General features: G+C 57.2%; 1 protein-coding gene. It reads right to left on the reverse strand.

Annotated features, from left to right (window positions below):
- Positions 1–517: 517 nt before the first annotated feature.
- Entirely contained in the window at positions 518–10,678 is a 10,161-nt protein-coding gene (locus CCHOA_RS09995; protein ID WP_123930202.1) for a DUF7507 domain-containing protein, read from the reverse strand.
- Positions 10,679–11,036: the final 358 nt, after the last annotated feature.

Here is an 11,036-nt window from a genome sequence, read left to right on the forward strand (position 1 = left end):
CACACAATAAAAAAGCAGAGACATTTACAGTCGCCTAGTGAAGAAATCACCGACCCAGATTGCTATCACCCACAGCAAGAAACAACCCACCAACCCCGTTACTTCCCATGAGACAAGCAAAGGAACCCGGTGCCCAGGAGCCGAATCTTTCCCCCGCCCCCAGCTGACCCTAGAGTCCTTCCATCCAATCACTCACTTTGCCACCATGAGCTGCATGTTCGACGCTAGATCCCGAACGGGAACGAGTATCGGAGCGCGTGCCGCAGCCGTCTACGTCGCCTGCCACAGTCGTAGCCGTATTGGGAAATATTCTGGGGATCGGTACAGCGCCACAATCAACAACAGGTTTGCTGTAGCCGGCAAAATTCAACACAAAGAGTCCACTAATCGCTCAAACTCAACTCATAGAAGTCCGTCAATGGGCAGCACTGCCAGCAATGCCCGCCGCGCTAACAGAACAACAAACACGCGGGGACGAGATGATCTCATCCCCGCGTGATGTTCGCGAATAGTGGTGTTAGATCACTGCACCGCTGCCGTGTCGGCTGATACGACGTCGAGCGACAACTGCCGCACCGACGAGCAGCAACATGGCGCCAATGAGCGACAGGGTGCGCACGTCAGCACCTGTTTGAGCAAGGAGTCCCTCCTGCCGGTCACGTTGCGGCTGCACCGGTTGATCAGGGGCCGGTGTTGGTTCCTGGTGGGGCGTCACACTTGGCTTCGGCGCAACAACAAGTGGCGGCGCTGATGGCAATGCGGTGGACGATTCCACAACGCCAGTTAGCACCGGCAAGGTAATGATCCCCACTGGAATCAACCATGCCCAACCAGGCATCGACGAGGAGTCCTTACTCGATGCTGGTGGCACTTCAATCGGATCAGTCGGCTTCACTGATGTTGTCGGAACGGTGGATGGTTCCTCTGTTGGTTCCGGTTTCTCTGTTGGTTCCGGTTCCTCTGTCGGTTCCGGTTCTTGTGTTGGTTCCGGTTCCTCTGTTGGTTCCGGCGTAGGCTCTTCGCCGTTCACCTGCACATGCAGCGGATCCGTGGCAACTGCAAGCTCCTGGCTTTGCGTTTCCGCAATGCTACTGACCCGCAACTCGAACTCGTAGGTGTTCTGTGCCCCAACCGCTGGTTGTGGAGGCGTGAACGAAAGTTCGGTGCGCAACATTTCACCGGCACGCAACACCAGTGGGAGCAGGTGCTCATCGCTGGAGAGCACCACTTGGTTTTCTGGTGTCACCCGCAGGATCATTCCAGGGATCGGCTCACCGGTGGCAGGGGTGACGGTCTGCCCCGCGGCATCGCGGATCGCAAAAGGATGCCCTGGTGCAATGGTGAGTCCATCGATGGTCACCTGCAAACCACGAATAGCGGTGTTGCCAGTGTTGGTGATTGCGGCAGTAATCGTTACTGGTGTTTCCGCAGGAACAATCACAGCATGGTCAGCGGTTTGACCATCGCCACGACCATCGGTGGTATCGGTCGGTGCCCCGATGTAGAGACTTGCTGTCATGCGCGGATCAGCTTCTGGTACCACAGGCGCCTTTTCGGCCACGGTGTACAGCGGATCTGTGGCGACTACCTGTTCACCATCGTCCATACCCACTGCTTGCACCTCAACGGCATAGTCATGCAGCGCATCATCTTGGGCAGGCAGGATGACCGCAAAGGTGGCTGTTGCCCCGGCCGGGAGCAGCACCACTGGGAGTTGGGGATCATCACTGATCACGATCGACCCGTCAGCAGCTTGCCGCAGCAGCGGTGTCGCTAGCAGGTCAGGATAGGTGGCAGCAAAATCCTTCGCAGCTTCAAGGGTGGTCACCGGCTCCCCGGTGGCACTGGTTATCGTGACCGGCACACGTTGGTGTGCAAGCGACACACCACTGATCGTCGGTGCGACACCACCAACCGGTGCCACACCGGTGTTCGTAACAGTAATTGTGGCTTGCGCCTGATCGCCACGGGGCAGGACAACCGCCGACGTTGGCTGTTGCCCGTCACCTTCACCATTGGTGGTGGCAGTGGCGGATCCGATGAAAATCTTTGCGGCCAAGGTGGACGGCCGAGGAGTGATCTTCACTGTTTCGGTTGCATCGGCAGATACTGTCGCCGTGCGGGTGGCCGCTTGGACACGTGCCGCGTTAGTGATCGTCCCGGTGGTGAGATCTTCCGCAGTCACCGCAGTCGTGCCGAAACATTCAAGGATTGCTTGCGGGGCTAGGGTGATCGCATCACCAACTGTTGTTACCCCATCATTGCTGCGATCACAGACAAGACTCCCACCCCGGCTGGTCAGCCAGTCATCGGTGATGGTCACGTCAGTCAGCGTGGTAGGTCCGGTGTTTGTGACAGTAATCGTGAAGGTGACATTCGTATCTACTGTCGCAGTCGCCACATCGGCGCGTTTCATCAACGCAATGGCCGGTTGGGCGGTTTGCACCGTGGCTGTTGCTGTCGCTTGTACCCGCTTGTCCACGACCAAATCATCCGGATCACTGGGGGTTAAGCCGGTGGCAGTTGCCGTGTTCGTCAACAGGGGCTGTGCCACATCAGCGCTGGTGATCTCATATGGCGCAGCGGCAGCACAGTCAGTTGACTCGCCCGGGGAAAGCGTAGTGGCAGCACACTCAATATCGGTTGCGCCAAGCCGCGGATCGGCAACGCGAATATCCCGCAGCGTGGTCGATCCAGTGTTGGTCACTGTGAAGGTGTAGTCGATAGTATCCCCGACCACGGCCGCCGGATAGTCGCCGACGATGGTTGCCCGCTTCACTAGCTGCAACGCCCCCGCGGTCCGGTGAGGCACCGCAGCGGTAGCCTCGTTACTCACGTTTCGATCAGGCTGCCCGGGTTGCGGATAGGCCACCTTGTCACTTGCAGTCGCCGTATTCACGGTCGAGGCGGCCGCATCAATCATCGCCTGCGTGATCGTTGTCGTGTACACGCAGCTGACATTGTGGCCACTAGCAATGGAACCAATAGCAGAAACCGGAACGGAATCGGTTGCGGGAGTATTCCCGGCAAGCAGATCACTTACCGCCGCATCCGCATAACACTTCGGTGTGTCATCCGCGGAGGCAAGCATCGCATCGTGCAGCTGCACATCTTCGGCGTCCGCATTGCCCTGATTGGCAATGCTGACTACCCAGCGCACCTGTGAGCCGGCCTTAGCAACAGTGTGCTCTTCACTGCTCGCAGCGTCACCAGTTGTCGAATCCTCTGGGGTATTCCCCGCTGATGCAAGCAGTTTCGCTTGCTTTGCCACCACAAGTTTCGGCTTCCCTGCTTGGAACTTCGCCAGCGCAGGTTTAGTTTCGATCGCGACACCTTGCGATGTCGTACCGGTAGCTGTGGCCGTATTGGTCACCACATTCGGGGTGCTTCCCACATTGGCGTCAGCCGCTGTGACCACATAGGTCGCGCGACAGGTCACCGACTCACCGGCGGCCAGCACCACATTCTGTGCCGTGGCTGTGTTGTCACTGGTGGTGCCATCATCGGTGGCCGTAGCGGCATCGCTATTGGCCGTATCGGCATCGCTGTTGGTCGTAGCCTCGCCACTATTGGTGGCTGTACCGTGTGCAGCAGTGCCAGGATCTGCAGGGCTGTCGCACACAATTGGGACACCGGCGGCGGCAAGCCGCGGGTCGTCAATAGTAACCTGGTGTGCAGTCACCTCACCGGTGTTAGTGACCCTAAACAGGTAAGTAACCGGCTCCCCGGGGCGGAACACATGATCATCCGCCGCGTCGACGTCTTTCCGCAGGGTCAGCGCCGCATCCTGCCGCAGCGTGGCATGAGCATCATCTTCTGCTTCTGCGGCAGCATTGCGCGTCGACCCGGTCACCACAACCATATTGTCGAGCTGCTCACCTCGATCGACATCAGCTTGTGACACCCGGATCTGCGCATAGCAGGTCGTTGTCGCACCCTGTGCAAGCTTGCCCCCGGGGAAGTCGGTGAGTTCCCGGTTATCAGGGCAAAACAGCGGTTCAACACTGGTGGGATCGGCAACATACCGCTCGTCGACCTCCGAGTCGATCAAAAGGACATCGTCCAGGTCAGTGTCGCCGGTGTTTTCCACCACAATCTTGTAGCTGATGAAATCGCCGACCTTGAAACCATCATCCGGCTGGTTTGTAATGGTCTTTTTCACGCGCAGTGCCGGTTTCGCTACCTGCACCGTCACCGTGTTTGACTCCCCACTCGGGGTGGGCAGCTTATAGTTCGGGCTCGGTGCCGTAGAGGTAAACGAGGCAGTGTTGACAATCTCACCGCGCACCAAATCCTCTTCGGTGACCACATGGGATGGGGAAACACATTCATACTGCTCCCCTGGGGCGATACTAAACGGGGCACAGAAAGCTTGTGGATCATAGCCGAGCTCAGCAAGCACCGGATCGGACAGCGTGACTTTATGCAAGGTCACCGCACCGGTGTTGGTGAAGGTGAAACGGTAGTAGATCCGATCGCCGACAACCACCTTCGAGCCTGCCGGAATGTTCGTGGTTTTCGCCAAAGTCAAACCGGCCAGGGTGGCGACCTGCGCCACCGCTTGCGCCGACGGGGTGTTTGTCGGATTGTCATTGTTGTCGGTGCCGGAAACACTGGCCGTGTTGATAATTGGCAGGGATTCATCGACAACCCCTTGCGGCACATAGCCTAAAATGCCGCATTCGACATGGGAGCCGGCCGGAAGCGGCCCAAAATCGTGAAAGCCGTCAAACACCTCATGCACATTGCCGTCCAAAATGCAGGACAGCTGTCCGGCACCCCACTCTTTCATCTGTGCATCATCGATAACAACAGTCTTTAAATCGGTGGTGCCAATATTTTCCACCCTGATGAGATAGACCACTTCATCATCGGCTTTGAGCGCGTTGATATCAGTTTTCGACTCATCCAGCGGAATGATCTGCTTCGTAATCGACAGATAGGGTTTCCCGGCGCGCACATCAGCGCGTGCTATTTCAGAAACAACCTTCTCCCCGGTGACGGTTTTCGCCTGCGCCTGGGCAGTGTTGATAATCGTGCCTGGCTGTTCCGGGTCGGTGATATCAGCGTCCTGGACGGTGTAGCTGGCGGTGCAGGTTACCGTCGCATTAGGGGCAAGCTCAGCAGTCTTGGTGTTGTCGCAAACAATCGTATCGACCCGATCATCAGTGATAGTCACCTCCCGGAGGGTGACATTGCCGCTGTTGGTGACGGTGAACTGATAGTTGACGACATCACCGACCAGCAGCAGCTGGGTGGGGTCACCGGTGGTTGACTTGGTGAGCTGCAGGGCAGGCGTGAGTGTCGGCGGGGTGACGGTGGCTTGTTGTGCGCCTTCGCTGACCGGAGTGGCTTTCACCGCAACCGGGCGAGGATTGCCATCTTCCCCGATCGTGTTCGCACTTCCGGTTGCCGTCATGGTGTTGAGATATGTGTTTCCCCGATCCACATCTTCTTGGGTGTAGGTCAACGTCACCGTACACGATAGTGTTTTGCCCACGTCGAGCTGCAGGTTGCCGTTGCTTCCCTTGGTCTCTTGGGTGTCCGGGTCGACGCACTTGCCAATGGCGAGCTGCTCATCTCGTTCACCGGCGGTGGCAAGCACATCTGTGACGCTAATGTTGTTGACCTGCACATCACCGGTGTTGCGAACATTTAACCGGAATTGCACTTCCCGGTTTGCACCACCGACGGTGGTGTGTTGCCAACGGTCGCCGTCTTGCACGAGTTTTTCCACGCTGAGCTGCGGATTACTTGCTACGGGACGAATCGATGCTTGATCGGTTTGCACGGCCAGCGGGGTTTGCACCAATTCGCCGGCATCATTGCGCGCCATATAGTGCGATTTGGCGCTGGCCACATTGGTTTCTTCCCGCTGGTTGTCGAGGAATTGTTGGGTTGCTTGGAACTCGCCAACACAGTGCACGGTTTTCCCCGGTGCCAATTTCGGAATCGTCACGGTGGTGTCGACCGCCTGGGACACCTCAAGGGTGTTTTTTACCAGCCCACAGACCAGCGGAATGTGTTCATCCCCGGAGAACACGTCGCTGATCGCGGTATCGATTAAGGTCACATTGCCGCGGTTTTCCACAGCGATATGGAAGCGCACCATATCGCCTTCCTGCAGCGGGATACTCGGATCCCGCGCATCAAGTGTCTTCGTGATGCTAAACCCGGGGTTCGCTGCTGCGACGGGCTGGTTGGCGGATGCTGTTGCGGTCACCGTTTTCCCGGCATAGCTGCCAGTGATGCTTGCCGTATTAGCAATCGACTGCGCATCAACATCGGCCTGAGTGGCTGTAAACGCTAAGGTGCAGCTGTAGGTGTCACCCACCTGTAAAGCGACAGAGCTTGCCGTCAGTAGGTTCCCGCGGAAGGTTTCCTGCTGTGCCTGGTTTTGCACCACACAGTCAGCGACCACGTGACGATCCGTTGCCCACTTGTCGACAAGCTGCAAGTCGCGCAGCGGCACATTGCCGTCATTACTGCCGGTGATGGTGAAGCTGGCCGGTTGCCCGACAGTAACCGGGGCGCTGCTATCAGCGGTTTTGTCAATACTGATCGCCCGGTTGACTTCACGAACAGCAAAATCAACATGGGGCACATTGGCGATATCCGCCACATCCCCGCTACCGGGCACAGTAAACGCCGGGGTGATCGCCGTGGTACCGACCGGATCATCACTCCCGCCATCAATATGATGCTCCTCAGCGATGGTTGCCGGGTCGATGGTTTCCGCGGCAAGCCACAGATATTTCTCGTTGAAGGTTTGCTGATAGTTCGCAGCAACATCAAGACGCACCTGATAGCCGTCTCCGGGCAGCACCTTCGGGAAACGATAGGTGCCGTCAGATTGCACAGCAACCACCTGTGGTGTTTCCCCAACGACGACTGTGTTGCCTTGTGCATCCAACAAGGTGGCAGTGAGCGCATCGGCGGGAAGGCCTTGCAGCTGCGAGGTTTTCCCTGTGACTGCTTCTTCGGTCGGATCAAGCAGGAACACCGTCCCCGCGACACTCGGCAAAACCCGCAAGGTCTGCTGGTCACAATTCGCCCCGGAGTCAGCACCAGTGATAGCTGCCGCATCCTGCGGCGGGCAATCAGCAGAGGTAGGAATTTCGGCCTGTTCATGGGTGGAGCCAAACGCAAAGTTTCGCAGCACACCCACAGGTGCACCGGTGATCCGCAGCCGCATCGTCACCACTGCAGGCTTCGCCGGCGCATCCGGCCTGGTTGGATCAATCACCCCCTGGTCATTGAGCACACCGGGAAGCCAGACAACTTTCTTCGTCGGTTTGCTTGGCAGCGCCGAATCATCGCCGACTTCCGCCAAGGCCGCATCCGCCGCCGGATCACTATAGTCGGTGTAGACTTGACCGACGGTTTCATCGGAAAGAATTTCTTCAAAAACCAATCCTGGCGGAATAAAGTCCCGAATCATCGGGGAGGCAAGCACCACCCCAGGTTGCTTCCCAGAGACGGTGATCTGAAACAGCACCGTATCACCAACACCGAGGAGATAATCCTGCGGATCGGTGCCATCAATGTGCTGTTTCGCATCGGCGAAACTACCCCCCGCATCCGGGATAATCACCGACTTGTTGACCTCTAGCTCGGGGGAATATTGCACCAGTGCGGAAGCAGGGGTGAACGTCCCCAAATCTGACCCATTCGATGATAGTTTCGCCCGGAATGACACCCGGTTTACCGCAATATCCCCGTCGCCAATACCGGTACCTGCCACCGTGTTTTTCGGCATCGCCATCTCAATTGGCACATCATAAGAGCCGCTTAACGCATGATCGAAGGCGATCCGCAGATAGCGCACCTGGGAAAAGTCGGTGACCTCCTCTGCTGTCACCCACTCGTTGCGGCCGTTGAAGTCCACACAGGACGCCGCATCTGCCGGGTAGGGATCCGTCCCGGATTCCCCCATCTCCGGGCGGCACGGATTTGTTGAGGTGGAATACCACACCGTCGCCGGCAGCGGCCCTACCTTCCACCGTTTTTCGGTGTCATCAAAATAGCGGCCAACCGGCATCGTGACAGGACCGGTCAACGTGGGCACCAGTGTCGTGCCATTGGGCTCATCGTTTCCTTGCTTCCCAGTTGCCGGATCATAGGTGTGATGGGTTCCAGCGATCGTTGCCCGATCGGGTTCCCGCTCATTGACCTTCACCCACGGACCTGCAGCGGGCAACGCATCATAGAGCACATAGTCATCGAGCGAATTCGACCCGATGGTACCGATCCGCAGAAAGAACTTCACTGTGTTCGTCGCCCGGGAAACACGCGGCAGATCCGGGTTTTCTGGATATTGCGTGGACCGGAAATCCAGCGCAGGATCTTTATCCCCCCACGCATATTTTGAAATTCCCACCAGCGTATAGGGGCTGACACTCATCGACCCGCGCGCAACCGACCACCGCCTAGTGTCCACACACTGCGCCGAGGTGCCCTCCGGGCAGCCGATTGCAAACGGATTATCCACATAGCTGCCGGCGGTATCAAGCTGGCGGGTGTCATCAAAGGTGGTAAGCATCAACGCAATTGCCGGACGAGCCGCATCCAACCGGGAATCGTCATACACCCCGGCAGGAGCCCCAACTGCGGTGACCTCATAGTCGATATAGCAATTCGAGATCTCCATATTGGCTGGCAGCACCACATTCTCAGGGACGGAAAACTGCCAAATCTGCCCACCCGACGGGGATCGCTGCTCCAACAGCGTCCAAGTAAGATCAGCGGGATTATAAGCCTTCTTCCCTGGTGGAACCTGCTCACCTTCACCGCAGCGCACATTCGGGCCAGTTGGCACAGCATCATTCGGGGAAATCTCTAACCCACCGGGCATGACCAGATAGCCGTACGGACGAAACGGCGCCGCACCCAGATTCCGCAAACCCAACCGGAATTTCCCGTGCTTGTCCTCGCCTACTTCCCGCACTGTTGTATAGAGAAATGCCTCAGGCTGCGGCTTGGGATTATGCACATTAAGCAGTGCCGCCCGGTTTAACACCACCGGTTTACCAGCCAAATTGTTGTAGGTGATCTTCGCATCATTGGCGATCTGCACCACATCCCGCTCCCCACCGTCACTGGTGTTATAGAGACTGTCGGGAATGTCGGTGCGGCCGGCAAGCTTCATCGTAAACCGTGCCCCGGAAGCAACCTCGTCAATCACTGCAGTAAAACGCACCGGTGTGAAATCGGCAGGCAGCCCAAAATCATGCTGCACCGACTCTGCTTCCTCATCTGACGGGAACGCTACCTCGTGGACTTCACCGGCAAGATTCGCAAAACTCAGACGAATCGCCGGATGGCCTGTGCGCGGCAGCGCATCCGTGCTTCCCGGGGCCGGGGTGCGATCGACCTGATCGACAATAAGTGAGGTCGGCACATAGTGGATACCACCATCACCACCAGGGTCGGTACAGGTCGCGTTTTGATAGAGCGCCTTGGCATAGGTCAAACAGGTCTGTGGCCGCAGCACATCCTCGATCGTGATCGGGGCAGTGCCATACCGGGTGACCATAAAGGAAAACTTCTGATCATCTTGATGATTGACATGCGTCGAACCATAGGCGGCTTTCGCCGCCGAGCCATTGCTTGCCTTCGTAATCGTGACGGTGGCATTAGCAGGCCTGGCAACCCCCGGGCTGTCAGCCGCAATAGGGTCTCCTGCTAAGTCTGTGAGCGTTGCTGGATCGAATTTCGCAGTGTTGGTCAGCGTAATATCTTTGCCGCTGGTTTCCACTTCATCGGTGATCACTTCGGCGACATATTTCACCCGCACAGTGCGGCCAGCGACTTGGGTTGCCGCCCAGTCAACCACCCGATCAACAGTGATCGAAATAGTTCGACTGTTTTCGTCATAGTGCACATAGTCGCTGCTCAACAGGTTGCTGTTGGTTGTGGCAAGCACCTTGTCCACTGGATAGTCGGCCGCAGCATAGGAGGAAAGATCAAACCTGGAATCCGGGGTGAGATCCGTATTTCGGAAGGCAACAAAACGCAGTCCGGCAGGCAGCGTATCGACAATAGTGCCTTGCAAACCGGTCAAACCAAGGGCTGTATTGCGTTGATACTCCACCGTATAGGTGACGTATTGTCCCTTGATAGCTTTGCTGCTTTCCACAATTTTCGCCAACGAGGTGCTGCGCTCAGCGGTGACGGTTTGCGTAAAGGTGGTGTGAGCTTTCTCGCCGTTGAGCGAAATATCTGCGGTGAGCTGGTGTGAACCGGGCGTGGTGTACAAATCCCGGGTATCCCACTCAACGGAATAGGAGACACTCGGCTCGGAAAAATACGGCATCGTCATGACCACCGGATCAGCATCCGGATCGGCAACTTCGATCTGCGGTAAAGAAACCTGCGCGGAACCCAATGCGCCGGGAGGTCGCGGAATAGCGATCTGCATCCCAGTGCAGTTGGTGTCACATTTCACGGTGACACCGACCTGCAGTTTGGCGCCCAGCTTGGTGGTGACGTCATCAATAGTCACTGCAGCTTTCCCGCCAGCCAAACTTGCTGTTGCCGCTGTGGCCAGTGGCGGCGCGATCACCTGAACACCGGTGACACATAACACGACCGTGGCCAATATCGCGAGTATCCGCCTTAAAAATGCACCCGCCATCGACCGGGTGGGAAGTTCACTGTGTTCAGCAAACCGGTTCATGCTGGACCGTCCTTCGCGCAGGGGAGACAGCACTGCCACACCTGCACAACTTGGAACAGTTTGAACACTGGCGTGCGCACACCATCAGGATTGCTCCCATGGATCAATACAGCCAAGAAGGCAAGGACAGCAGTGGTAGCAATTGCTCTAAACCTTAAAGTAACACTGCCTTGCCTGGGCTGTTGTGCAACGTGATGAATCTCAATTCTTTTCAAGAGGTATTAACTTTCTCCTCGCTTCCCTCGTCACTGTGCTGCAGGCTCGCCATTTGCCGAATGTTTGCTGACGTTGATCCGCACAACACGAAACCCCGGATGGTGTGGGATACACCATCCGGGGTTATTAGCTGGAATCAACC

This window comes from Corynebacterium choanae (genome assembly GCF_003813965.1).
Taxonomy (GTDB): domain Bacteria; phylum Actinomycetota; class Actinomycetes; order Mycobacteriales; family Mycobacteriaceae; genus Corynebacterium; species Corynebacterium choanae.

Excerpts from the sequence above, each read along its gene's own strand:
- CCHOA_RS09995 (WP_123930202.1), bottom strand. The coding sequence starts at position 10,678 with ATGAACCGGTTTGCTGAACACAGTGAACTTCCCACCCGGTCGATGGCG.